Annotated in this window: 19 protein-coding genes; 14 read left to right on the forward strand and 5 right to left on the reverse strand. The window is 71.8% G+C overall.

Annotation, left to right across the window (positions count from 1 at the left end):
- Positions 1-105: 105 nt before the first annotated feature.
- The 6 genes from pcnB to pgi all read left to right on the forward strand — a co-directional run bounded on the left by pcnB (position 106) and on the right by pgi (position 5,822).
- Entirely contained in the window at positions 106-1,437 is a 1,332-nt protein-coding gene (pcnB, locus tag IE168_RS01445; protein ID WP_189494374.1) for a polynucleotide adenylyltransferase PcnB, read from the forward strand.
- Positions 1,434-1,928, forward strand: coding sequence for a 2-amino-4-hydroxy-6-hydroxymethyldihydropteridine diphosphokinase (folK, locus tag IE168_RS01450; protein WP_189494376.1), 495 nt, complete (start codon positions 1,434-1,436; stop codon positions 1,926-1,928). Before pcnB ends, folK begins: the two co-directional genes overlap by 4 nt.
- A gap of 65 nt (positions 1,929-1,993) precedes the next feature.
- On the forward strand, positions 1,994-2,824 hold the full coding sequence (panB, locus tag IE168_RS01455) for a 3-methyl-2-oxobutanoate hydroxymethyltransferase (protein ID WP_189494378.1): 831 nt from the start codon (positions 1,994-1,996) through the stop codon (positions 2,822-2,824).
- On the forward strand, positions 2,821-3,705 hold the full coding sequence (panC, locus tag IE168_RS01460; protein ID WP_189494380.1) for a pantoate--beta-alanine ligase: 885 nt from the start codon (positions 2,821-2,823) through the stop codon (positions 3,703-3,705). The genes panB and panC overlap by 4 nt, the downstream gene beginning before the upstream one ends.
- Before the next feature lie 218 nt (positions 3,706-3,923).
- A complete protein-coding gene (panD, locus tag IE168_RS01465; RefSeq protein ID WP_189494382.1) occupies positions 3,924-4,304 on the forward strand; it encodes an aspartate 1-decarboxylase in 381 nt (126 codons plus the stop codon).
- A gap of 3 nt (positions 4,305-4,307) precedes the next feature.
- Complete coding sequence (pgi, locus tag IE168_RS01470; RefSeq protein ID WP_189494385.1) at positions 4,308-5,822, forward strand: glucose-6-phosphate isomerase; 1,515 nt, start codon at positions 4,308-4,310, stop codon at positions 5,820-5,822.
- A 95-nt stretch (positions 5,823-5,917) separates the two neighbouring features.
- Here pgi and queG read toward each other — a convergent pair whose 3' ends face one another.
- On the reverse strand, positions 5,918-7,054 hold the full coding sequence (gene queG, locus IE168_RS01475; RefSeq protein WP_189494387.1) for a tRNA epoxyqueuosine(34) reductase QueG: 1,137 nt from the start codon (positions 7,052-7,054) through the stop codon (positions 5,918-5,920).
- A gap of 23 nt (positions 7,055-7,077) precedes the next feature.
- Here queG and IE168_RS01480 point away from each other — a divergent pair, with 23 nt between their 5' ends.
- From IE168_RS01480 to IE168_RS01505, 6 genes are all read left to right on the forward strand, one after another.
- Complete coding sequence (locus IE168_RS01480) at positions 7,078-8,574, forward strand: NAD(P)H-hydrate dehydratase (protein WP_229822981.1); 1,497 nt, start codon at positions 7,078-7,080, stop codon at positions 8,572-8,574.
- Positions 8,571-9,062, forward strand: a complete 492-nt coding sequence (gene tsaE, locus IE168_RS01485; protein WP_189494389.1) for a tRNA (adenosine(37)-N6)-threonylcarbamoyltransferase complex ATPase subunit type 1 TsaE — start codon at positions 8,571-8,573, stop codon at positions 9,060-9,062. Before IE168_RS01480 ends, tsaE begins: the two co-directional genes overlap by 4 nt.
- An 81-nt stretch (positions 9,063-9,143) precedes the next feature.
- On the forward strand, positions 9,144-10,697 hold the full coding sequence (locus IE168_RS01490; protein ID WP_189494393.1) for an N-acetylmuramoyl-L-alanine amidase: 1,554 nt from the start codon (positions 9,144-9,146) through the stop codon (positions 10,695-10,697).
- 71 nt (positions 10,698-10,768) lie between these two features.
- A complete protein-coding gene (mutL, locus tag IE168_RS01495; RefSeq protein ID WP_189494395.1) occupies positions 10,769-12,715 on the forward strand; it encodes a DNA mismatch repair endonuclease MutL in 1,947 nt (648 codons plus the stop codon).
- Positions 12,715-13,677 (forward strand): DUF1684 domain-containing protein, encoded by a 963-nt coding sequence (locus tag IE168_RS01500; protein ID WP_189494397.1) that lies wholly within the window; start codon positions 12,715-12,717, stop codon positions 13,675-13,677. Before mutL ends, IE168_RS01500 begins: the two co-directional genes overlap by 1 nt.
- Before the next feature lie 55 nt (positions 13,678-13,732).
- Positions 13,733-14,743: a TraB/GumN family protein gene (locus tag IE168_RS01505; RefSeq protein ID WP_189494399.1), complete on the forward strand. Its 1,011-nt coding sequence runs from the start codon at positions 13,733-13,735 to the stop codon at positions 14,741-14,743.
- Here the strand turns inward: IE168_RS01505 and rnfB are convergent.
- The 4 genes from rnfB to IE168_RS01525 all read right to left on the reverse strand — a co-directional run bounded on the left by rnfB (position 14,701) and on the right by IE168_RS01525 (position 20,702).
- The gene (gene rnfB / locus IE168_RS01510) at positions 14,701-15,165 is read right to left on the reverse strand and encodes an Rnf electron transport complex subunit RnfB (protein ID WP_189494401.1); all 465 of its coding nucleotides are present in this window, start codon (positions 15,163-15,165) and stop codon (positions 14,701-14,703) included. The two genes, IE168_RS01505 and rnfB, sit on opposite strands and share 43 nt — an antisense overlap.
- A gap of 7 nt (positions 15,166-15,172) precedes the next feature.
- Positions 15,173-17,299, reverse strand: coding sequence for a methionine--tRNA ligase (gene metG, locus IE168_RS01515; protein WP_189494403.1), 2,127 nt, complete (start codon positions 17,297-17,299; stop codon positions 15,173-15,175).
- Positions 17,300-17,431: 132 nt separating this feature from the next.
- Positions 17,432-17,860, reverse strand: coding sequence for a DUF2147 domain-containing protein (locus IE168_RS01520; RefSeq protein WP_189494404.1), 429 nt, complete (start codon positions 17,858-17,860; stop codon positions 17,432-17,434).
- A 133-nt stretch (positions 17,861-17,993) separates the two neighbouring features.
- The gene (locus IE168_RS01525) at positions 17,994-20,702 is read right to left on the reverse strand and encodes a TonB-dependent receptor plug domain-containing protein (RefSeq protein ID WP_189494549.1); all 2,709 of its coding nucleotides are present in this window, start codon (positions 20,700-20,702) and stop codon (positions 17,994-17,996) included.
- 93 nt (positions 20,703-20,795) lie between these two features.
- On the opposite strand from IE168_RS01525, the gene apbC reads away from it, so the two are divergent.
- Positions 20,796-21,656: an iron-sulfur cluster carrier protein ApbC gene (apbC, locus tag IE168_RS01530; RefSeq protein ID WP_189494548.1), complete on the forward strand. Its 861-nt coding sequence runs from the start codon at positions 20,796-20,798 to the stop codon at positions 21,654-21,656.
- A gap of 118 nt (positions 21,657-21,774) precedes the next feature.
- Entirely contained in the window at positions 21,775-22,350 is a 576-nt protein-coding gene (gene dcd / locus IE168_RS01535) for a dCTP deaminase (RefSeq protein WP_189494405.1), read from the forward strand.
- Position 22,351 lies beyond the last annotated feature (1 nt).

A 22,351-nucleotide genomic window follows, 5' to 3' on the forward strand; every position in this document is an offset into this window, starting at 1 on the left:
CACCGGCTGGACGACCGGCCCGAAGCACCATGGAGGCGCTGCGAGCTTGCTAGTATAGCAACGACAGGCTGCCGCTGGGCAACCCGAGCAGGTACTTTTTTTCAGATGCCCAACGACATTCCCTCCGATACACCGGCCCTGCGGACGATCCCCCGCGACCAGCACACCATTTCCCGAAAGGACATCAGTCCCAACGCACTGCGGGTGCTGTACCGCCTGCGCGAGGGCGGCCACGAGGCCTACCTGGTCGGCGGCGCCGTCCGCGACCTGCTGGTCGGTGGCCATCCCAAGGATTTCGACATCGCCACCGGCGCCACGCCCGAGGAGGTGAAGGCGCTGTTCCGCAACTGCCGGCTGATCGGCCGCCGGTTCCGCCTGGCGCACGTGGTCTTCGGCCGCGAGATCATCGAGGTCGCGACCTTCCGCGCCAACAGCGACGACGGCAGCGGCGACCGCGAGACCCACGAGGGCGGCCGCCTGCTGCGCGACAACGTCTACGGCACGGTGGAGGACGACGCGGTGCGCCGCGACTTCACCGCCAACGCCCTGTACTACACCGTCGAGGATTTCTCGGTCCGCGACTACGTCGGCGGCTTCGAGGACGTGCAGAACCGCGTGCTCAAGCTCATCGGCGACCCGGAGACGCGCTACCGCGAGGACCCGGTGCGGATGCTGCGCGCGGTGCGCCTGGCCGCCAAGCTCGACTTCAGCATCGACCCGGCCACGGCCGCGCCGATCCGCGCGCTGGCCCCGCTGCTGTCCGAGGCCGCCCCCGCGCGGCTGTTCGAGGAATGCCTGAAGCTGTTCCTGTCCGGCCACGGCGTGGCCAGCTTCGAGGGCCTGGAGCGCCACGGCCTGCTGCCGGCGCTGCTGCCCGAGGCGGCCGCGGCGATGAAGGCCAACCGCAGCGGTGCGCTGCGCGCGGTGGTGCTGGAAGGCCTGCGCGGCACCGACGCCCGCGTGGCCAACGACGAGCCGGTGTCGCCGGCCTTCCTGTTCGCGCTGCTGCTGTGGCCCGCCTACTGCCGCACGCTGATGTCGCTGCAGGCGCAGGGCGTCCCGCCGGCCGATGCCCAGCGCCGCGCCGCGGACCGGGTGACCGTGCACGAGCTGCAGGCGGTCGCGCTGCCGCGCCGGTTCTCGGTGCCGATGCAGGAGATCTGGCTGTTGCAGTCGCGCTTCGGCCTGCGCCAGCGCAAGCGCGTGATGCGCATGCTCGCGCACCCGCGCTTCCGTGCCGCATTCGACTTCCTGCAGGTGCGCCAGGCAGGTTCCGACGAGCATGCCGACGACATCGCCTTCTGGCGCGAGGCCCGGCTCGACCCCGACATGGCCATCGCCCACACGCCGGCCGGCGAGGGAGAGGGCGAGAATGGCGCGGACGCGCCGCGTCGCCGGCGCCGGCGACGGCGGACGGTGGGTGCCTCTGCGGTATGAGCGCACCGGTCCGGGCCTGCATCGGCCTCGGCGGCAACATCGGCGATGTCTCGGCGGCGCTGCGGGCCGCGCTGGATGCGCTCGACGCGCTGCCCGGCACGCGCCTGGTGCGCGCCTCGCGCTTCTACCGTACGCCGGCCTGGGGCGTGGAGGCGCAGCCGGACTTCACCAACGCCGTGGCCGTGCTGGACACCACGCTGCCGGCGCGCGCGCTGCTTGATGCACTGCTCGACATCGAACGCGCACACGGCCGCGAGCGCGCCGCGGACGGCAGCCGCTGGGGACCGCGCACGCTCGACCTCGACCTGCTGCTGTATGGCGAGGCGGTGATCGACGAGCCCGGCCTGGTCGTGCCGCATCCGCAGCTGCATGCGCGCGCCTTCGTGCTGGTGCCGCTGGCCGAGGTTGCCGCCGACGCGGAAGTGCCGGGCCGCGGCCGCGTCGACGTGCTGCTTGCCGGCGTGGATGCGGGCGACATCGTTCCGGCCTGAAGGGGCGTTCCGCTGCGTGCGGCGGCGTAAGATGGCGCGGCCTTTCCCACACGGATGCGATACGCATGAGCAAGCCCACTGAAGCAGGGCAGGGCGCACGCCGGCCGATGACCGTGCCCGGCCTGGCCGAGGCGCGCGCCGCGGGGCGCCGGCTGTCGATGCTGACCGCCTATGACGCCGGATTCGCGCGGGTGTTCGATGCCGCGGGCGTCGAACTGATCCTGGTCGGCGACTCGCTGGGCATGGTCGTCCAGGGCCGCGCGTCGACCCTGCCGGTGACCGTGGACGACATCGAGTACCACACCGCCTGCGTCGCCCGCGGACTGACGCATGCACTGCTCGTCGCGGACCTTCCGTTCCAGGCCGATGCGACGCCGGAGCGCGCGCTGGATGCGTCGAGCCGCTTCCTCCAGGCTGGCGCGCAGATGGTGAAGCTCGAAGGCGCGGGGCCGAAGCTCGAGGTGATCCGTTTCCTGGTCGAGCGCGAGATCCCGGTCTGCGCGCACCTCGGCCTGACGCCGCAGTCGGTGCTGCGCTTCGGCGGCTTCAAGGTGCAGGGGCGCGAAGAGGCGGCGGCCGAACGCCTGCGCGCCGAGGCGCGCGCGGTGGCCGATGCGGGCGCCGCGCTGATCGTGCTGGAAGGCGTGCCGGCGCCGCTGGCCGCGGCGATCACCCGCGACAGCGCGGTGCCGACCATCGGCATCGGCGCGGGCGCGGACTGCGACGGCCAGGTGCTGGTGATGCACGACATGCTGGGCCTGGATTCGGGCCACCGGCGTCCGAAGTTCGTGAAGGACTTCCTGGCCGAGGGCGGTTCGGTCGCGGGCGCGGCGCGAGCCTTCGTCGCGGCCGTGCGCGACGGCAGCTTCCCCGGCGCGGAGCATTCCTACGCATGAGCGCCACGGTCGAGGTGGTCGGCGAACTTGCCGCGCTGCGCGCGCGTATCGACGGCTGGAAGCGCGAGGGCCTGCGCGTCGGCTTCGTGCCGACCATGGGCAACCTGCACGCCGGCCACTACAGCCTGGTGCGGCTGGCGCGCGCGAACGCCGACCGCGTGGTCGCCAGCATCTTCGTCAACCCGACCCAGTTCGGGCCGGGCGAGGACTACGAACGCTATCCGCGCACGCCCGACGCCGACGTCGCCGGCCTGCAGGCGGCCGGCTGCGACCTGGCCTGGATGCCGACGGTGGAGGCGATGTATCCGCTGGGCACGGCGCGCGCGGTGCGGGTGCAGGTGCCGGGCATCACCGACGTGCTCGATGGCGCCCACCGCCCGGGGCATTTCGACGGCGTGTGCACGGTGGTCGCGCGCCTGTTCAACCAGGTGCGGCCCGACGTGGCCGTGTTCGGTCGCAAGGACTACCAGCAGCTGGCGGTGATCCGGCACATGGTCCACGACCTCGCGTTCCCGATCGAGGTGCTGGGCGCCGACATCGTGCGCGAGGACGACGGCCTGGCGCGCAGCTCGCGCAACCAGTACCTGTCGGCGGAGGAGCGGGCGAAGGCGCCGGCTATCCACCGCGCGCTGCTTGCGATGCGCGACGCGGTGCAGGACGGGCAGGGCTGGCGCCAGGCCGAAGCCGCCGCCGCCGCGCAGCTGCAGGCCGAGGGCTTCGAGGTCGACTACGCCGTGCTGCGCACGCCGCTGCTGGTCGAGCCGCCCGAAGCCGCGGCCCCCGGCGACGACGGCCGGCGCGTGGCCCTGGTCGCCGCGCGCCTGGGCCGCACCCGCCTGATCGACAATCTCGAGTTCAGCCTGCACAAGGCCCCCTTGTAGGAGCAGCTACAGCTGCGATCAGGACTTCCCACGGATGTCGGCAGGTCGGATCGCAGCTGTAGCTGCTCCTACAGGAGGCCGCCCGCGGCATGTCGCCGCCGCTGAACTGCTCCCGCGCGCACGGTGCCCGGGGGCGCCGCGCGTCACTGGGCGCCTGCGGCCATCTTGTAGAATCCGCGGTCGACGCCGGAGTCCCGGCCCCCCAGCGGTTCCCCACGATGCTCCTGACCCTGCTCAAAGCCAAGATCCATCGCGCCACCGTCACCCATGCCGAGCTGCATTACGAAGGCTCGTGCGCGATCGACGGCCTGCTGCTCGACCTGTCGGGCATCCGCGAGTACGAGCGCATCGAGATCTACAACATCAACAACGGCAAGCGCTTCGCTACCTACGCGATCCGCGCCGAAGAGGGCAGCGGCATCATTTCGGTCAACGGTGCCGCGGCGCACCAGGCCGAGCCCGGTGACCTGGTGATCATCTGCGCCTACGGCGCCTGCGACGAGGCCGAGGCCGCGGCGTTCAAGCCCAGCCTGGTGTACGTCGATCGCCAGAACCGGATGACGCACACCAACGACGCCATCCCGGCACAGGCTGCCTGAGGCGTGGCCGGCGAAGCGCTCGTCCGGGAGTTCCTCGACCACGCGGAGCGCCTCGCCGGCGCACGCATTCCCGACCTCCTCGCGGCCGACCCCGCGCGCGCGGGCGCGATGGCGCTGCGCGTGGGCCCGGTGTACGCGAACTTCGCGCGCCAGCGCATCGACGCCGCGACGCTCGCCACCCTGGGCGGACTCGCGGGCCACGTGCGCCTGTCGCTGGCGCTGCGCGCGCTGGTCGATGGCGCCGAGGTCAATGCTTCCGAAGCGCGTCCGGCGTTGCACACCGCGCTGCGCTCCGGCATCGGCCGCGGCGAGGTGGCACGCGCCGCGCACGCCGAGGCGCTGGCCGCGCGCGGACGCATGGCCGGCCTGGTGGACGGGCTGCGCGCCTCCGGCGTCACCGACGTCATCAACATCGGCATCGGCGGTTCCGACCTGGGCCCGCGACTGGCTGTCGATGCGCTGAAGGATTTCAGCGACGGGCGCTTCCACCTGCACTTCGTCAGCAACGTCGACGGCAGCGAGGTGCAGCACGTGCTGCGCGGACTCGACCCGGCGCGCACCGCGGCGATCCTGGTGTCGAAGAGCTTCGGCACCCAGGAGACGCTGCTCAACGGCGCGGCGGTGCGCGACTGGCTGGGCGGCGGCGAGAGGCTGTACGCGGTCAGCGCGAACGTGCCGGCGGCCGAGGCCTTCGGCGTCGACCCGGCGCGCGTGCTGCCGATGTGGGACTGGGTCGGCGGCCGCTACTCGCTCTGGTCGTCGGTCGGATTCGCGATCGCGCTGGCGATCGGCATGGACGGCTTCGAGGCGCTGCTGGCCGGCGCCGCGGAGATGGACGCGCATGCGGTCGAGGCGCCGCTTGAGACGAACCTGCCGATCCTGCACGCGCTGGTGGCGGTGTGGAACCGCAACGCACTGGGCCTGCCCACGCAGGCGGTGCTGCCCTACGACCAGCGCCTGGCGCGGCTGCCCGACTACCTGCAGCAGCTGGTGATGGAGAGCCTGGGGAAGTCGGTGCGCAGCGACGGGCGCTCGCCGGGCGTGGCCACCGTGCCCGTGGTCTGGGGCGGCGCCGGCACCGGTGTGCAGCACAGCTTCTTCCAGGCCCTGCACCAGGGCACCGACGTGGTGCCGGCCGACTTCATCGGCGTGGTGCGCCCCGCGCACGGCCTTCGCGACAACCACGAGGCGCTGCTGGCCAACCTGCTGGCGCAGGCCGAGGCCCTGGGCAACGGCCATGCCGCCGAGGACCCGCAGAAGGCGTACCCGGGCAACCGGCCGTCCACCCTGTTCCTGCTCGACGAGCTGGCCCCGCGTTCGCTCGGCGCGCTGCTGGCGATGTACGAACACAGCGTCTACGCGCAGTCGGTGCTGTGGGGCATCAATGCGTTCGACCAGTGGGGCGTGGAGCTCGGCAAGCGCATCGCCGGCGAGCTGCTGCCCGCGCTGCGCGGCGAGGGCGAGGCCGGCGACGCGGTGACCCGCGCCCTCATCAACGAGATCCGCGCCCGCAGCTGACGGCTGCCCAACGGTGTAGGAGCAGCTACAGCTGCGACCAGCAAATCGGGCGCCAAGCGGGTTCCGTGCGGACCGGGTCGCAGCTGTAGCTGCTCCTACAGGGGACGGGCGGCGGCCAGGGGACGGGCGGCGGCGTGGCGCGCCAGCGCCCATTCGACGTGCTCGCGGATCACCGGGTCGGGATGGTCACGACGGCTTGCCAGCGCGGCCAGCACCTCTGGCGTGCTCGGGGCATTGCCCAGCGCCACCGCGATGTTGCGCAGCCAGCGTGCATGGCCGCTGCGGCGCAGGGCGGTGCCTTCCGTGCGGCGCAGGAATTCGTCCTCCTCCCAGGCGAACAGCTCGGCCAGGCCGGCGGTATCGAGGTTGTTGCGGGCGCGGAAGTCGGGCTCGTCGTGGCGCCGCGCGAACTTGTTCCAGGGGCAGACCAGCTGGCAGTCGTCGCAGCCGAAGATGCGGTTGCCCATCAGCGGCCGCAGCTCCTCGTCGATCGATCCCTCGTGCTCGATGGTGAGGTAGCTGATGCAGCGCCTCGCATCCAGCACGTGCGGCCCGAGGATCGCCTGCGTCGGGCACACGTCGATGCAGCGCGTGCAGCTGCCGCAGTGCGCGGTGGCCGGCGGGTCCGGGGGCAGGGGGAGGTCGAGGTAGAGCTCGCCGAGGAAGAACCAGGAGCCGCCGTCGCGGTCGATCAGGCAGGTGTGCTTGCCGATCCAGCCGAGGCCGGCGTTGCGCGCCAGCGCGCGCTCGAGCACCGGTGCGGAATCGACGAACACGCGGTGGCCGAACGGCCCGATCTCGGCGGCGATGCGGTCGGCGAGCTTCTGCAGGCGCCCGCGCATGAGCTTGTGGTAGTCGCGGCCCAGCGCGTAGCGGGCGACGTAGGCGCGCTCGCCGTCGGCCAGGGTTTCCCAGGCCTCGACGTCGTCGCGGCGGCCGTAGTCGAGGCCGACCGAGAGCACGCTGATCGTGCCCGGCACCAGCTCCTGCGGACGCGAGCGCTTGTCGCCGTGGCGCGCCATCCAGTCCATCGAGCCGTGGAAGCCGCGCGCCAGCCAGCCGCGCAGGTGGCCTTCGTCGTCGCCCAGGTCGATGCCGGTGATGCCGCAGCGCTGGAAGCCGGCCTCGCGCACCAGCGTCCGGATCCGCGCGGCGAGCGCGGCCGGGTCGGGCCGGCGTGCGGCGCCCGCGGTGGCGGGCGCCGCGCCGTCGTCGGCGGAAGGCGGGAACATGCGGCAAGTATAGAATCCACGCGATGCACGCCCCCCGCGCCGACGCCATGACGCCGCTGTACGACATCGCCGGCGTGCGCCGCGCGGAAGCGCAGGCGGTCGCGCTGCTGGGGGGCGACGGTTTCGAACTGATGCGGCGCGCCGGCGCGGCCGGCTGGCGCGCGCTGCTGGAACACTGGCCGCAAGCCCGGCGCATCGTCGTCGCCTGCGGGCCGGGCAACAACGGCGGCGACGGCTACGTCCTGGCCCTGCATGCGCTGCAGGCGGGGCGCGAGGTCCGCGCGCTCCACGCCGACGGGCATCCGCCGCGCAGCGCGTTGGCGCGGCGCGCCTGCGCGGCCTTCGTCGACGCCGGTGGCGTGGCCGCTGCGGCCGACGCGGCGTTGCCCGAGTGCGACCTGGTGGTCGATGCGATGTTCGGCATCGGCTTCGACGGACGTGCCGACGACGCGACCAGCGCGATGCTCGCCGCGCTGGCCGGCTGCGGAGCCGACGTGCTGGCGCTGGACGTGCCGTCAGGCGTGGATGCGTCGAACGGCAGCGTCCCGGGCATCGCGGTGCGCGCCACCCGCACCCTGCAGTTCATCGCCGACCACGCCGGCCTCGCCACCGGTGCCGCGCTCGATCACGTGGGCGCGTTGGCGATGGCGCCGCTCGGGCTGCCGGAAGGCAGCTTCGAAGGCATTGCACCGGCCGCCTGGCGGGTGCGCGCCGCGGCGCTCGCTGCACTGCTGCCGCGGCGTAAACGCACGGCGCACAAGGGGGCCGCGGGCCACGTGCTGGTGGCGGGCGGCAACCACGGCATGGGGGGCGCCGCCCTGCTGGCGGCCGAAGCGGCACTGCGCGCCGGGGCCGGACTGGTCAGCGTGGCCACGCGCGCGGCCCACGTGGCGCCGCTGCTGGCGCGCACGCCCGAGGCGATGGCGCACGCGATCGAGGACCCCGAAGACGTGGTGCGGATGTCCGCGCCCGCCGATGTCTGCGCGATCGGCCCCGGCCTGGGCCGCGACGCCTGGGCCGCGGGCCTGCTGGGTGCCGTCATCAACCGCGCCCACGCGCTGGTCGTGGATGCCGACGCGCTCAACCTGCTGGCCGCGAGTCCGCGCGGCCTGCGCACGGACTCGGTGCTGACCCCGCATCCGGGGGAGGCCGCGCGCCTGCTCGGCCGTTCGACGGCGGAGGTGCAGCGCGACCGCCTCGCCGCGGCGCATGCGCTGTGCCTGCGCTTCGGCTGCGTGGTGGTGCTGAAAGGCGCGGGCAGCGTGGTCGCCGCGCCGGATGGGCGGGCCTGGATCATCGATGCCGGCAACCCCGGCATGGCCGTCGGTGGCATGGGCGATGCGCTGACCGGCATCATCGCGGCCCTGCGCGCGCAGGGCCTGCCGGCCGCGGAAGCTGCGGTGGCGGGCGCGCTGCAGCACGCCGTGGCCGGCGACCGCGCCGCGGAGACGGGCGGTGCGCGCGGCCTGCTGCCCAGCGACCTGATCGCGGCCCTGCGCCATCCGGACGACGCGCCATGAGCCTGGCGCGCAACCTGTTCCTCCCGGATCCGGAGGCGACCGGTGCCCTGGCGGCCGCGCTCGCCGCCAGCCGGCCCGAGCTTGCCGTGGTGCATCTGCACGGCGACCTGGGCGCTGGCAAGTCGACGCTGGCCCGCGCCTGGCTGCGCGCGCTGGGCGTCACCGGCCCGGTGCGCAGCCCCACTTACACGCTGGTTGAGCGCTACCCGCTGGCCGGAGGCGGCGAGGCGCTGCATCTCGACCTGTACCGGATCGGCGACGCCGGCGAGCTCGAATTCCTCGGCCTCGACGATGCCGACGCCCGCCTGTGGCTGGTGGAATGGCCCGAACGCGGCGCGGCGGCGCTGCCGGCGGCGGACCTGGAGGTGGCGCTGGAGGTCAACGGGACCGGCCGCGCCTGCCGGCTGGCGTTCCGGGGGCCGGCCGGAGCCGCCTGGCTGTCCGGGTTCGACTCCGAGTGTCGTTTGCGGGGGCTTCCTGAACCGTAGCCGCAGGAAGGGCGGGCAGGTGCTGGATTCCTAAGGGAAAAGTGGTTGCAAAGATCGCGGCATGGTGCTTCACTTGCGGCCATGCGCGTCCGGGGAATCCATCTCCAGCAAGTCCTGCTTGGTGCGGCCCTCCTCGCCGCGCTGGCCTGGAATCTTGCAAAAGCCTCGGAAATCAACGACCTGCGCCTGAGCGCCGGCCCGACCGGCACCCGAGCCGAGCTGAAGCTCGATGCCGAGGCGGAATACAAGTTGATTCCGCTTTCCGGCCCCGACCGCCTCGTGGTCGACTTCCCGGGCAGCCGTCTGGCGCAGCGCGTGGCGCCGCCGGCAGGCACCGGAGTGGTCAAGGCGGTGCGCACCGGCCAGCCCACGCCGGGCACCACCCGCATCGTGTTCGACCTGGCCATGCCGGTGGTCGCGCTGAAGCCGCGCTTCGAGACGGGCACCGATGGCGTCCGCCTGGTGCTGGAATGGCCGGGCGACCACGGCTCCGGCCCGGCCGCCGCCTCGGTGGCCACCGCATCGCCGGCCGCCGCCGATCCGATCGCGCGCATCGCCGCGTCCAGCCAGTCCGGTACCGCGGCCCCCACGCCGACTCCGACTCCGGCGCCGACATCCGAGGACACCGCGCGCGCATCCGCGGACGCCACCTCGCGCCTGATCGCAAGCCTTCCCGCCGCCGGCGCCAGCGCGTCGGCGGCTCCGTCCACGGCATCGCCGCAGCGGCCGCAGCCATCGAGCGATCCGTCGCCGCGGCCGGCGGTGCCGACCACCGTCGCCACCGGCGTGCCCACGCCGGTGCAGCGCGAACCCGCCGCCCACGCCGCGACGCCACCGCGTGGCAATGCCGCACAGGCGGCGGCCAGCGGCAACGCCCGCCCGCTGGTGATCGCCATCGATGCCGGCCACGGCGGCCAGGATCCCGGCGCCGTCGGCCCCACCGGCAAGCGCGAGAAGGACATCACCCTGGCCATCGCCCGCGAGCTCGCGCGGCAGGTGAACGCCACGCCTGGCCTCAAGGCCCACCTGGTGCGCGATACCGATGTCTTCATCCCGCTCAACCGCCGCGCCCAGCTGGCGCGCGCGGCCGGCGCCGACATGTTCATCTCGATCCACGCCGACGCCGCCGAGAACCGCAACGCGAAAGGCTCGTCGGTGTACGTGCTCTCGCTCAAGGGCGCGTCCTCGCAGCGCGCGCGCTGGCTGGCCGACAAGGAGAACGCGGCCGACCTGATCGGCGGCGGCAAGGTGGCGACCTCCGACAGCACGCTGACCAACGTCCTGCTCGACCTGACCCAGAGCGGCCAGATGAAGGCCTCCGAGGACGCGGGCAACCACATCCTGGCCGGCCTCAAGCGCATCGGGAACAACCACAAGCCGCATATCGAGCGCGCCAACTTCGCCGTGCTGCGCACCTCCGACATGCCCGCGATGCTGGTGGAGACCGCTTTCCTGTCCAATCCCGAGGAAGAGCGCCGCCTGATCGACCCGGCTTTCCAGGGCAAGGTGGCGCGCGCGGTGCTGGACGGGGTCAAGACCTACTTCACCAGCCAGCCGCCGCCGGGCACGCTGTTCGCGACCCAGGCCGCAGCGCGGGGCGGATCGTCCGCCGGAGTCAGCGGCGGCAGCCGCTGAGGGCAGCCACCTCGCTTATCATCGGGGCTGGCCCACACCGGCCCGGCGCGCATGCCGGGTGACCGTTTTCCTTGAGCATCCGCCAGCTTCCCGACACCCTCGTCAACCAGATCGCCGCCGGTGAAGTCATCGAACGGCCGGCGTCCGTGGTGAAGGAGCTGGTGGAGAACGCGCTCGACGCCGGCGCGCGCCGCGTCGACATCGACCTCGAAGAGGGCGGCGTGCGCCTGGTGCGGGTGCGCGACGACGGGCTCGGCATCCCGCCCGACGAGCTGCCGCTGGCGGTGTCGCGTCACGCCACCAGCAAGATCGCATCGCTCGACGACCTGGAGATGGTGGCCACGCTCGGCTTCCGCGGCGAGGCGCTGCCGTCGATCGCCTCGGTCAGTCGCTTCGCGCTCAGCTCGCGCCGCGTCGGCGCGGAGCACGGCGCGACGCTGCAGGTCGACGGCGGCCGCGTGGGCGACGTCACGCCGCGCGCGCATCCGCAGGGGACCACGGTCGAGGTCCGCGACCTGTTCTACAACGTGCCGGCGCGGCGCAAGTTCCTGCGAGCAGAGCGCACCGAGCTCGGGCACATTGAGGAATGGCTGCGTTCGCTGGCGCTGGCGCGGCCCGAGGTCGAGCTGCGCGTGTCGCACAACGGCAAACCCTCGCGCCGCTACCGCGGTGGCGGCGAGGAGCGCCTGGATTTCGACGATGGTGCCGCGCGTCTGGTCGAGACCTTGGGCGAGGCCTTCGCCGGGGCCACGCTGCGGGTGGAGCACGCGACCACGGCGCGGCCGGCCGGCGACGACGGCCGCGACGGAGCGCCGGCGCTGCGCCTGCACGGCTGGATCGCGCAGCCGACCTACTCGCGTGCCAGCGCCGACCAGCAGTATCTCTACGTCAACGGCCGTGCGGTGCGCGACCGCAGCGTCGCGCACGCGGTGAAGCAGGCCTACGCCGACGTGCTCTTCCACGGCCGCCAGCCGGCCTACGTGCTGTTCCTCGAGCTTGACGCGGCACGCGTGGACGTCAACGTGCATCCGGCCAAGCACGAAGTGCGCTTCCGCGACGCGCGCATGGTCCACGATTTCGTCTACCGCGCCCTGCACGAAGCGCTTTCGGCCACGCGCGCGGGCAACGCGCCGCTGGTGGCGGCGGTGAGTACGCAGGCGCAGGTCTCGCGCGAACTGGCCGCGCGCGTGGGTGTGGGTGCAGGCCAGTCCCGCCTCGCGCTGCGCGACGAGGCCACGCGCGATGCGATGGCCATGCTGTACGGCGCGGGTCTCGGGATGGGCGCGGCCGCCGCCGCCGGTCCCGGCGACGCATCCACGGACGCGTGGGGCCGGGCCGCGGGAACGGTGCCAGAAGCCGGGGATGCCGCCGGTCGCAACTGGCTGCAGTCGGGCGCGGCACCGGGCCCGATGCCGGAGACCGGCGACGACGGCATCCCGCCGCTGGGGTTCGCGATCGCCCAGCTGCACGGCATCTTCATCCTCGCCGAAGCCGCCGACGGCATGGTCGTGGTCGACATGCACGCCGCCCACGAGCGCATCGGCTACGAGAAGCTGAAGGCCGCGCACGACGGCAGCGGTTTGCGCGTGCAGCCGCTGCTGGTGCCGCAGGCGGTGGCGGTGAGCGAGCGCGAGGCCGACATCGCCGAACGCGAGGCGGCGACGCTCGTCGAGCTCGGCTTCGAGGTCACGCGCACCGGCCCGCAGTCGCTGCTCCTGCGCGGCGTGCCGGCGCTGCTCGCGCAGGGAGACACCGAAGCCCTGCTGCGCGATGTGCTGGCCGACCTGCGCGAGCACGGCGAAAGCCGCCGCGTGCGCGCGGCCCGCGACGAACTGCTCTCCACGATGGCCTGCCACGGCGCGGTGCGCGCCAACCGCCGGCTGACCATCGCCGAGATGAACGCACTGCTGCGCGACATGGAGGCGACCGAGCGCTCCGGGCAGTGCAACCACGGCCGTCCGACCTGGACGCGCATTCCGCTCGCCGATATCGACCGCTGGTTCCTGAGGGGACGCTGATGACCCGATCCATCCCGCGCGCGGCATCCGCCGTCGCATGCCTCCTTGTCGCCGCCGGCCTTGTCGCGTGCGGTGCCGGATCGTCCGGCGGCGCCCCCACCGATGCCGCTGCCCCCGAGCCCCAGGCCACCGCGGCCTTCGCCGCCTCCGAGGCCGAATGGCGGGAGGAGCGCCGCGCGACGCTGCTGGCCGAGGACGGCTGGACCAGTCTCGTCGGGCTGCACTGGCTGGAGCTGCGCGCGCACTACGTCGGCAGCAGCGCGACCAGCGGCATCCGGCTCGCGCAGGGTCCGGAGAAGTTCGGCCTGGTGCAGCAGGACGGCGGCCGGGTCTGGTTCACGCCCGAGCGCGGCGTCGCCGCCAGCCTTGACGGCGAGGCGGTGAAGGGCCGCATCGAGCTGCGCGACGATCGTGACGCCGCGCCCACCGAACTTCTCTTCGACGAAGGCCGCGGACGCATGTCGCTGATCCGCCGCGGCGAACGCCGCGCACTGCGCGTGAAGCACGCCGACGCGCCGGCGCGCACCGGCTTCGGCACGATCGAGCACTGGCCGGTCGATGCCGGCTGGGTGCTCGAAGGCCGCTTCACGCCGCACCCGCCGGGCCGCACGCTCGAGATCGCCAACATCGTCGGCGGCGTGGACGCGATGCCCAATCCGGGCACCGTGGCGTTCACCCGCGACGGCGTGGAGTACCGGCTCGAAGCCCTGGAAGGCGCCGACGGCGGCCTCTTCCTGGTGCTGGCCGACCGCACCAGCGGGCAGGGCAGCTACGGTGCAGGCCGCTACCTCGACACCACGGCCCCGGATGCCCAAGGCCGCGTCATGCTGAACTTCAACCGCGTCTACAACCCGCCCTGCGCCTTCACCGACTTCGCCACCTGCCCGCTGCCGCCGCCGGACAACCGCCTGGACCTGGCGGTGACCGCCGGGGAGCGCGCCTACGTCAAGCCGGCGACCTGATCCCGCCTGGCGGGTCGCCCCGCGGCCCGCCGACCACCGAACCGAAAGGAAGCACATGACCACGTTCCACAAGCGCACCCCGTCCCCCGTCCTCGCGGCGGCGCTGACCGCCTCGATCGCCGTCGGCACCGCCACCGCCGCGCTGGCCGCGCCGCAGGCCGTATCGCCCGCCGCTCCGCCCGCCACCGCCGAAGCCGCCGCCAAGGCGCCGCCGGTGCCGCTGCTGTGGAAGGTGTCGGACGACGACAACTCGCTGTACCTGCTCGGCTCATTCCACCTGCTGCTGCCCGGCGACTACCCGCTGTCGCGCGACGTCGACATGGCGTTCGCCGACGCCGAGAAGCTGGTGTTCGAGATGGCGCCCGACGAGCTGGCCTCGCCGCAGCTGGCGATCCAGATGGCGCAGGCGGCGATGCGCGCCGACGGCAGCACGCTCGACCAGCAGCTCGGCCCGGAGCTGGCGGCCAAGCTGGCGAGCTGGGGCCAGGCCAGTGCCGCGCAGCTCGCCGCCACCGGGATGACGGTCGAGGTGCTGCAGCGCTTCGAGCCCTGGTTCGTCGGCATGATGGTGACCATCACCCAGATGATGGGCCTCGGCTTCGACCCGGCGCTCGGCCTCGACGCGCACATGGGCGGGCTCGCCCACCAGGCGCAGAAGCCGGCGACCGGCCTCGAGACCGGCGCGCAGCAGATCGCCTTCCTCGACGGCATGGACGCCGGCGAGCAGCTGCAGATGCTGGAGCAGGCGCTGGACCAGGCCGAGGCGGGCGCCGATCAGACGCTGGCGCTGCACGCCGCGTGGCGCGCCGGCGACGTCGAGGCCATCCTCGCCGGCACGGTGGCCGAGCTGCGCCGCGACTTCCCCGAGCTCTATCGCGCGATCAACGTCGAGCGCAACAACGCCTGGCTGCCGAAACTCGAGGCGCGCCTGCGCGAGGACGGCGACGACGACACCCTGGTCGTGGTCGGCGCCATGCACCTGCTGGGCGAGGACGGCGTGGTCGAGAAGCTGCGTGCGAAGGGCTACGCGGTCGAGCGCGTGTGCTCGGCCTGCGCGGCGCCCTGAGGCACCACCTGCAGCATCACGATGCAGTCCACCGGGCAGGCCGGCACGCACAGCCGGCAGCCGGTGCACAGCGGTTCCAGCACCACGTGCATGCGCTTGTTGCCCCCGACGATGGCGTCGACCGGGCAGGCCTGGATGCACTTGGTGCAGCCGATGCAGTCGGCCTCCACCACCAGCGCGACCTCGGGCGGGCGATGCTCGCCCAGGGCGCGGTCGTAGGGCAGGGGCGGGACGCCGAGCAGGCTCGCGAGTGCGCGCGCGCCGGCGTCGCCTGCGGGCGGGCAGCGGTCCACGCCCGCACCGCCGGCGGCCATGGCCTCGGCATACGGCCGGCAGCCGGCGTAACCGCACTGGCCGCACTGGGTCTGCGGCAGCAGGCGGTCGAGGCGTTCGACCAGGGCGTCGGCGTCGCGCGCGCCCATCGCGGGCTCAGCGCACCGGCATCCCGGGCGCCGCACCGTCGTCGGCGCCGAGCAGTGCCAGCGCGCCGCCGTCGAAGCCCGCGGAGAGGATCATTCCTTCGCTCAGGCCGAAGCGCATCTTGCGCGGCGCAAGGTTGGCGATGAACACGACGTTGCGCCCGACCAGGGCGGCCGGTTCGCCGTAACTCGCACGGATGCCGGAGAAGATCTGGCGGGTGCCGAGCTCGCCGGCGTCGAGTTCGAAGCGCAGCAGCTTGTCGGAGCCCTCCACGAAGTCGCAGGCGAGGACCTTCCCGATGCGCAGGTCGAGCTTCGCGAAGTCGTCGATGGCGATGGTGGCGGTCGCCGCGGCGGTGTCGGTGACCGGGCCGGCAGGAGTGCCCGCGGCCGCGGGCGTGCCGGACGCAGGCTTGCCGCCGGCTGCGCCCGCCTTCGCTGCCTTCTTCGCCGCGCCCGCGCTGTCGGTTCCCGTCGCCGCGGGCTTCAGGTCTTCCCGGCTGGCTTCGATCATGGCGGTCACGTTCTTCGGGTCGATGCGGGTGAAAAGCGGCTGGTAGGCGGCGATGCGGTGGCCGAGCAGCGGCGCCTCGAGGTCCTCCCAGCGCGCCATCGGCGCGGCGAGGAAGGCCTCCACTTCGGCGGCCATCGCCGGCAGCACCGGGCGTAGCGCGCCGGCAAGCACACGGAACAGGTTCAGGCCCTGGGTGCACACCGCCTGCAGCTCGGCGTCGGCGCCGTCCTGCTTCGCGATCACCCAGGGCTTGCGCTCGTCGATGTAGCGGTTGGCCTCGTCGGCCAGCGCCATGACCTGGCGCAGCACGCTGGCGGGCTCGTTGTCTTCGTAGGCCTCGCGGATCGGGGCCAGCGCGGCGGTGAAGCGCGCGTACGTCTCCGGCTCCGGCAGCGCCGGCGCCAGCATGCCGTCGAAGCGCTTGCCGATGAAGCCGGCGCAGCGGCTGGCGAGGTTGACGAACTTGCCGACGATGTCGGAGTTCACCCGTGCCACGAAGTCGGACAGATTGAGGTCGATGTCCTCGACGCCGCCGCCCGACTTGGCGGCGAAGTAGTAGCGCAGCGCCTCGGCCGGAAGCCCGGCATCAAGGTACGTACGGGCCATCACGAAGGTGCCGCGCGACTTCGACATCTTGGCGCCGTCGACCGTCAGGTAGCCGTTGACGTGCAGGCGCGTGGGCGCGCGATGGCCGCTGCCGTGCAGCACCGCCGGCCAGAACAGGCCGTGGAAGTTGACGATGTCCTTGCCGATGAAATGGTGCAGCTCGGCCTCGCTGCCCGGCGCGGTGAACGCGGCGTAGTCCAGGCCCTCGCGCTCGCACAGCGCCTGGAAGCTGGCCAGGTAGCCGATCGGCGCGTCGATCCAGACATAGAGGTACTTGCCGGGATGGCCGGGGATCTCGAAGCCGAAGTAGGGCGCGTCGCGGGAGATGTCCCAGGCGCGCAGCCCGCCTTCACCGTCGACCCACTCCATGAGCTTGGCCTTGACGCCCGGCACGGCGACGTCGCCGGCCAGCCACTCGCGCAGGAAGGCTTCGAAGTGGCTGAGTTCGAAGAAGAAGTGCTCGCTCTCGCGCAGCTCCGGCGTGGCGCCGCTGACCACCGAGCGCGGCTCGATCAGCTCGGTGGGCGAATAGGTGGCGCCGCAATGCTCGCAGTTGTCGCCGTACTGCTCGGGTGTGCCGCACTTCGGGCAGATGCCCTTGACGTAGCGGTCGGGCAGGAACATGCCCTTGACCGGGTCGTAGAGCTGGGCGACCGAGCGCCGGGTGACGTGGCCGGCCGCGTCAAGGCGGCGGTAGATGTCCTCGGTCAGCGCGCGGTTGCGCTCGGAGTTGGTGGAGTCGTAGTTGTCGAAGGCCACGCCGAAGTCGGCGAAGTCGCGTTCGTGCCCGGCCTGGATGCCGGCGACGAAGGCCTCGGGGGTGGTCCCGGCCTTTTCGGCCGCGAGCATGATCGGCGTGCCGTGGGTGTCGTCGGCGCAGACGTAGTGCACGGTGCCGCCGGCCATGCGCCGCGCGCGCACCCAGATGTCGGCCTGGACGTAGCCGACCAGGTGGCCGATGTGCAGGGGACCGTTGGCGTAGGGCAGGGCGTTGGTGACGAGCGCGGGGCGGGGCATGGCGGGACTGCGTGCGGAAAGACGCCGATTATCGCATGCCGGCCGAAGCCGGCCGGGGCGTTCCCGGCGCGCCGAAACGACCGGGCCCGGCGTTGGCCGGGCCCGTGTCGGGATGCGGCAGCGACCCGGAGGTCAGATGCGCTCCCACAGCTGCGACTTGCAGATGAAGGCCACGCAGCCGGAGACCTTGAGCTTCGCCCCGTTCTCCACCAGCTCCATCTTCGACTTGTAGACCTTGCCCTCGTCGGGCTTGAGGATGGTGCCGCCGGACCAGGACGCGCCGTCGGCCTTCATGCCGCGGATGATCTCCATGCCGGTGATCGGCTTGTCCTTGCGGTCGTCCTTGCACTTGTCGCAGGTGGGGTTGGGCCGGCTGGGGGCGAGCAGCTCGACGATGCGGCCGCTGAAGGTGCCGTTGGAGGCCCGGGTGATCTCGACGATCGACTTGGCCTGGCCGGTCTCGTCGTCGATGGTCTTCCAGCGCCCCGTGGGCGAGGACTGGGCGACGGCGAGGGTGGGCAGTGCGAGCAGCAGGGGCAGGGCGAAACGGATGATGCGCATGGTGAGGGATCCGGAAACGGCCGACGGGCCACGACGGTGCCTGTTATACCGCAAGCCGGGCCGCCGGCAAGCGGCCAACGAAAAGGCCCCCGCATCGCTGCGGGGGCCGGTGTCGCCGCAAGGCGCGGAGTGCTTACTTCCCGCCGAACTTCAGCTTGGCTTCCAGATAGATCGAGCGACCCAGGATGTCGTAGTAGTAATTGTTCCAGGGCGTGCCGGAGGTGCCCGGGAAATTGACCGCCTGGTCGTCGGGCATCTTGTTCAGCAGGTTGTTCACCATCACCGAGAGCGTCAGGTCCTCGGTGGCCCGGTAGTTCAGGCTCGCGTTGTAGGTGGTGTACGAGCCCCACTTGCCGGCGCGCTGGCCAGACGAATGCTCGTAGTCGTAGCTGCCGCCCGCATAGGCCAGGTAGTTCGGCGTCGAGCCGATGCGGTTGGCGTACAGCGTCGTCGTCCAGTCGCCGGTCGCCCAGGCCATCGATGCGTCGAGGCGCGTCTTGGCGTAGGAGTCGTAGATCCACATTGAGTAGGGATCGCGGAGCAGGTCGACGGCCGGGCTCTCCGGATCGGTCTGCAGGCGGTGGCGGATCTTGTTGGTGTAGTTGCCCGCGAACGCGAGGCTGCCGAACCTGCCGATGTCCAGCATGTAGTTCAGCTCGGCCGTGACGAGCTCCAGGCTCTGCTTGGCGATGTTGACCTTCGGCGTGAACAGCGAGACCAGGTCGCCTGACGGGCCGCGGGTCACCCAGTCGGCGATGTTGGCGCAGGAGGTGATCGGCGTGCCGGCTGCGCCCGTGCGGCAGTAGTACTCGCCGAGCAGGAGCTGGTCGCCGCTGATGGCGGATACTTCGTTCTCGATCTGCCAGCTGTAGTAGTCCATCGAGATCGAGAAGTTGTGTGTCGGTGCCCAGACCACGCCCGCGTTCCACACGTCGGCCTCGATGGGTTCGAGGTCCTCGTTGCCGGCCTGCTGGCCGAAGTACTGCACCGAGTCGTAGGTGCAACCCTCGGTGTCGTCGGGCGTGAACCCTTCGAGGGAGCAACGGTAGTAGTCGGTGTCGAAGCTGTAGAAGCCACTCACGCCCTGGAAGGTATCAGCCAGCGACGGTGCGCGGAACGCGGTGCCGATCTTGCCGCGCAGCAGCAGGCTTTCGACCGGGCGGTACTCGATGCCAACGCTCCACGTCGGCTTGTCGATCGTTTCGCCGGCGATGTCGAACGCGTCGTAACGGGCCGACGCGGTCACGGTGAGCGGATCGAACACCGGCATGCGCAGCTCGGTCGTCACCGCGTAGCGGCTGCGGCGGCCGTTGCCGCTCACCGAGGTCTGGCCCCAGATGTCGGACAGCAGCGTGTCGGGGTCGGCGACCATGCGCGAGTCGGGCGTGTAGTCCCAGCCCTCGTTGCCGACTTCGGCGACCACCGCGAAGCCCGCGTCACCGCCCGGAAGCGAGAACAGCGAGGTGTTGGTGAGCTGGAAGTGGGCCAGGTTGTCCCAGGTGCGCGACTTGTTGTCGACGAAGCCGGTGAACGACTTGAAGTCCTCGGGGCTGATCGGGCTGTAGAACGCCGCGTAGTCGGGCGTGAAGACCGGATAGAGCCCGAAGAACGGATCCACGCCCTGCTGCGGGCCGAGCACCTTGTCGAGGAAGTAGTTGTCGATCGGGCCGCGGAAACGGACCCAGTTGTTCTCGGTCAGGCGGTACTCCGCGCGCGAGACGTAGGCGTCGTAATCCCAGCTGCCAAAGCCGCCACGGGCGCCGAGTGTGACCGTGTACGCCTTGTTCGTGTCGGTGTTCATGATGTCGCGGTAACCGCCGCCGCCGATGTCCTCGGGGCCGAAGGCGCGCTGCAGGTTCACCAGGGTGTCGGGCAGTCGGGGGTCGTAGAACGCGCCGAAGCTGGTACCGGTGCCCCACCAGGTGTAGTTGGAGCCGGTGGCGTACTCGACGTCCTCGTACAGGCCCATGACCTCGGCATAGAGCTGGGTGGTGTCGCTCACGTCGAACGTGCTGTACGAATAGATCTGCCCGGCGTCCTTGCCGTTGCGGATCGTGCGGTAGCCGGGAGAGATGTACGAACCGCAGTACGAACCGAGGCCCGGGCGCGTCCACATCTCGGTGGTGCCGCCGAAGTTGCCCGCCGCGTTCTCGCAGTTGTTCGGGTCCATGAAGTAGTAGCCGCCGGTGAAGGCGTCGAGCACCACGAAGTCGCGGCTGGCCGGCGAGAAGTTGTAGCCCTCGGCGTTGTAACTGTCGGACAGGTCGCGCTGGTAGCCCCAGACCGGGTCTCGCGTGTCGAGCTGGATGCCCAGCAGGGAGTTGAAGCGGCCGTCAGCGCTGCCGAAGCTGTTGGCGAAGGTCAGGCGCACGCTGTCGCCGCCGCCTTCGCTGAAGAAACCGCCGCGGACCGAAAGCTCGGCCTGGTCCACCGACTTCTTCAGGATCACGTTGACCACGCCGGCGATGGCGTCGGAGCCGTACAGCGACGACTGGCCGCCGGGCAGCACTTCGATGCGCTCGATCAGCGCCACCGGAATGCCGCTGATGTTGTTGAACACGTCCGCGCCGTTGTAGAGCGCCGGGTAGTTCGCCATCGGGCGGCCGTTGATCAGGTATTTGGTGTAGCCGGGGTCCAGGCCGAACATGCTGGCGGCCTCGGCGCCCTGGGTGAACGAGGCGCTGGTCTGGCCGCCCTGCACGCCGCCGGTGGAGAAGCTGGACTGCTGGAGGACGTCGGCGACGCTCTGGAAGCCGCGCATCTGGATGTCCTCGGCCGAGATCACCATGACCGGGGTCGCGGTCTCGATCTGCGTCTGGGGGATCAGCGAACCGGTGACCATCACGCGGTCGAGGGTGGTCCCGCGGCGGACGTTGGCGCAAGCTATGCGGCATCAAGTTCCCAAGGAGACGTCGTGCCGCCCTCGATCAACCCCCTGCGTTCGGGTGCCCGCATCCCCGCCCACGCCGTCCAGGGCAGCCTCAAGCCCCTGCCGCAGGTCCGCAACATCATCGCCGTGGGTTCGGGCAAGGGCGGCGTCGGCAAATCCACCACCGCCGTGAACCTCGCGCTGGCGCTGGCCGCCGACGGCGCCCGGGTCGGCATCCTCGACGCCGACGTCTACGGCCCCAGCATCCCGACCATGCTCGGCCTGTCCGGCCGCCCGGAAAGCCCGGACAACAAGACGATCCTCCCGCTGCGCGCGCACGGCATCGAAGCCATGTCCATCGGCCTGCTGGTGGAGCAGGACACGCCGATGATCTGGCGCGGCCCGATGGCGACCTCGGCGCTGACCCAGCTGCTCAACGACACCCGCTGGGGCGGCGAGGACGGCCTGGACTACCTGATCGTGGACCTGCCGCCGGGCACCGGCGACATCCAGCTGACGCTGGCGCAGAAGATCCCGGTGGCCGGGGCGGTGATCGTCACCACGCCGCAGGACGTGGCCACGCTGGACGCCCGCAAGGGCCTGAAGATGTTCGAGAAGGTCGAGGTGGCGGTGCTGGGGCTGGTCGAGAACATGGCCGTGCACGTCTGCTCGAACTGCGGCCACGCCGAGCACATCTTCGGCGAGGGTGGCGGGGCACGCATGGCCGAGCAGTACGGCGTGCCGCTGCTGGGCTCGCTGCCGCTGGAGCGCGGCATCCGCGAGCACGGCGACGGCGGGACGCCGGTGGTGCTGGCGGCGCCGGATTCGCCGGCGGCGGCGGCCTACCGCCAGCTGGCCGCGAACGTGGCCGCCGAGCTGGCCAGGCGGCCGCGCGCGCCGGCGGGCATCTCCGCTTCGCTGCTGTAGTCGTGGAGGGCGGCCGCGGCCGCGGCCGGGGTGCCGGGGCGGCCGCCATTCCCTACAATCGCCGGTCCTGCTCCGGGGCGCGCCGCCGCCGGGGCGCCGCACGCCGCACGGGAATCGCATGAGCATCAAGTCCGACCGCTGGATCCGCCGCATGTCCGAACGGCCGCAGGGCATGATCGAGCCCTTCGAGCCCGGCCAGGTCAAGCATGCCGGCGGCGAGCGCATCGTAAGCTACGGCACCTCGAGCTACGGCTACGACGTGCGCTGCTCGCGCGAGTTCAAGGTGTTCACCAACATCAACTCGACCATCGTCGACCCCAAGCACTTCGACCCGAAGAGCTTCGTCGACATCGAGGCCGACGAGTGCATCATCCCGCCGAACTCGTTCGCGCTGGCGCGCACCGTCGAGTACTTCCGCATCCCGCGCGACACTCTGGTGGTGTGCCTGGGCAAGAGCACCTATGCGCGCTGCGGGATCATCGTCAACGTGACCCCGCTGGAGCCCGAATGGGAGGGCCACGTGACGCTCGAGTTCAGCAACACCACGCCGCTGCCGGCGCGCATCTACGCCAACGAGGGCGTGGCGCAGATGCTGTTCTTCCAGTCCGACGCCGACGACGTCTGCGAGACCTCGTACAAGGACCGCGGCGGCAAGTACCAGGGCCAGACCGGGGTCACGCTGCCGCGCACCTGAG

It is taken from the genome of Luteimonas padinae (genome assembly GCF_014652935.1).
In the GTDB taxonomy this organism is placed as follows: domain Bacteria; phylum Pseudomonadota; class Gammaproteobacteria; order Xanthomonadales; family Xanthomonadaceae; genus Luteimonas; species Luteimonas padinae.

Excerpts from the sequence above, each read along its gene's own strand:
- metG (WP_189494403.1), bottom strand. The coding sequence starts at position 17,299 with ATGCCCCGCCCCGCGCTCGTCACCAACGCCCTGCCCTACGCCAACGGT.
- IE168_RS01480 (WP_229822981.1), top strand. The coding sequence starts at position 7,078 with ATGCACGCCCCCCGCGCCGACGCCATGACGCCGCTGTACGACATCGCC.
- IE168_RS01505 (WP_189494399.1), top strand. The coding sequence starts at position 13,733 with ATGACCACGTTCCACAAGCGCACCCCGTCCCCCGTCCTCGCGGCGGCG.
- IE168_RS01500 (WP_189494397.1), top strand. The coding sequence starts at position 12,715 with ATGACCCGATCCATCCCGCGCGCGGCATCCGCCGTCGCATGCCTCCTT.
- pcnB (WP_189494374.1), top strand. The coding sequence starts at position 106 with ATGCCCAACGACATTCCCTCCGATACACCGGCCCTGCGGACGATCCCC.
- rnfB (WP_189494401.1), bottom strand. The coding sequence starts at position 15,165 with ATGGGCGCGCGCGACGCCGACGCCCTGGTCGAACGCCTCGACCGCCTG.
- tsaE (WP_189494389.1), top strand. The coding sequence starts at position 8,571 with ATGAGCCTGGCGCGCAACCTGTTCCTCCCGGATCCGGAGGCGACCGGT.
- panC (WP_189494380.1), top strand. The coding sequence starts at position 2,821 with ATGAGCGCCACGGTCGAGGTGGTCGGCGAACTTGCCGCGCTGCGCGCG.
- IE168_RS01520 (WP_189494404.1), bottom strand. The coding sequence starts at position 17,860 with ATGCGCATCATCCGTTTCGCCCTGCCCCTGCTGCTCGCACTGCCCACC.
- panD (WP_189494382.1), top strand. The coding sequence starts at position 3,924 with ATGCTCCTGACCCTGCTCAAAGCCAAGATCCATCGCGCCACCGTCACC.
- IE168_RS01525 (WP_189494549.1), bottom strand. The coding sequence starts at position 20,702 with ATGGTCACCGGTTCGCTGATCCCCCAGACGCAGATCGAGACCGCGACC.
- IE168_RS01490 (WP_189494393.1), top strand. The coding sequence starts at position 9,144 with ATGCGCGTCCGGGGAATCCATCTCCAGCAAGTCCTGCTTGGTGCGGCC.
- queG (WP_189494387.1), bottom strand. The coding sequence starts at position 7,054 with ATGTTCCCGCCTTCCGCCGACGACGGCGCGGCGCCCGCCACCGCGGGC.
- panB (WP_189494378.1), top strand. The coding sequence starts at position 1,994 with ATGAGCAAGCCCACTGAAGCAGGGCAGGGCGCACGCCGGCCGATGACC.
- dcd (WP_189494405.1), top strand. The coding sequence starts at position 21,775 with ATGAGCATCAAGTCCGACCGCTGGATCCGCCGCATGTCCGAACGGCCG.
- folK (WP_189494376.1), top strand. The coding sequence starts at position 1,434 with ATGAGCGCACCGGTCCGGGCCTGCATCGGCCTCGGCGGCAACATCGGC.